This window comes from Pseudomonas sp. HMWF006 (assembly GCF_003061205.1).
GTDB classification, from domain to species: domain Bacteria; phylum Pseudomonadota; class Gammaproteobacteria; order Pseudomonadales; family Pseudomonadaceae; genus Aquipseudomonas; species Aquipseudomonas monsensis.
The window spans coordinates 1-1,128 of the sequence record NZ_QAIU01000570.1 but is presented as its reverse complement, the minus strand read 5'-3'; the positions used below and the strand labels follow the sequence as shown (position 1 = coordinate 1,128).

Annotated in this window: 1 protein-coding gene; it reads right to left on the bottom strand. The window is 61.3% G+C overall.

Features of this window, described 5'->3' with window-relative positions; genetic code table 11:
• A partial coding sequence (locus DBR24_RS26105) for a DUF2252 domain-containing protein (RefSeq protein ID WP_256591846.1) occupies window positions 1–1,012 on the bottom strand: 1,012 nt, incomplete at its 3' end.
• Window positions 1,013–1,128: the final 116 nt, after the last annotated feature.

The window sequence follows — 1,128 nt, the reverse complement described above, 5'->3', positions numbered from 1 at the left end:
GACCTTCATGGCGCACCCGCGATTTGCTTTTGACGTAGTCGGCGAGCACCGAGCGCCGGGCTTCCTTGAGTTGCAGGAACAGCGGGAACTCCTGATCGTCGGTCAGCAGCGCCACCAGACAACGCGTGCCGACACTGCCGACGCCCACCACTTTGAATGCCAGATCCTGCACGTGAAACCGTGACAACAGCTCGCGGCGGTCGGGTTGCAACGTGCTGCGATACTCGCGCATGAAGGTGTCGAAGAGCGGACGCCAGTCCGCGAGTCGCAGCCAGTCATCCTCGGCATCCAGCAGCGTAGTGTTTTTGTGCAGGTGGAAAATTTCCGGCAGGTCATCGCGAATGATCAGGCGCCCGTGAGCATCGCGTTCGCTGATTTTCGGCAGCAACTCGGCGTGCGTGCGCCGCTCGGCCTTCTCGATAGCGCGCTGCACATGTTCAAGGGTACTTTTGCGTGCCTGCGCCAGCAGGTCGTTGTAGCTGATGGACTCGTACCAGTTTTCCAGCGTGCTCTGTTCGGCGCATTCCAGCAGTGTGGTCTGATAGGCGCCGACCATTTCACGGCACACCTGCTCCTCGACCGACTCACCGTGGCGCAAGTCGCGGGCGGCCACCACGAAACTCGCTGCGAGTCGCTTCAGATCCCACTCCCACGGACCGGGATGCGCCTCGTCGAAATCGTTGACACTGAACAGCAGATTGCGCTCAGGCGTGGCAAAGCCCCCGAAGTTCATCAGATGGCAGTCACCGCAGATGGGCACGTTCAGGCCCATGTTCGCCGTGCCCGACAGATCGTGCGCTTGCAGCAACGCGTTACCGCGAAAGAAGGTGAACGGCGACACCAGCATGCGCCCGTAACGCAGTTCGACCAGCGACTCGACACGGCCCTGGCTGGAGGCCTTGATCAACGGAATCGGATCACGGTTCATCTTGCCGGTGGACGCCTGAGCACTGCGCGAGCACTGCTTGCGGGCGTCCTTGCCTTGTTGCATGCGGTCTTTGAGTGAGGTCATGGGGGCTCGGTTCGGCGGAAGGGGCGCCGTGAGTGTAGAAGCGCTTTCGGGGTTTATCCGCTGGCGTGAGCCGGGTGAAGCTAACTCAATACTCCGTCACCTTGTCCTCACGCAAA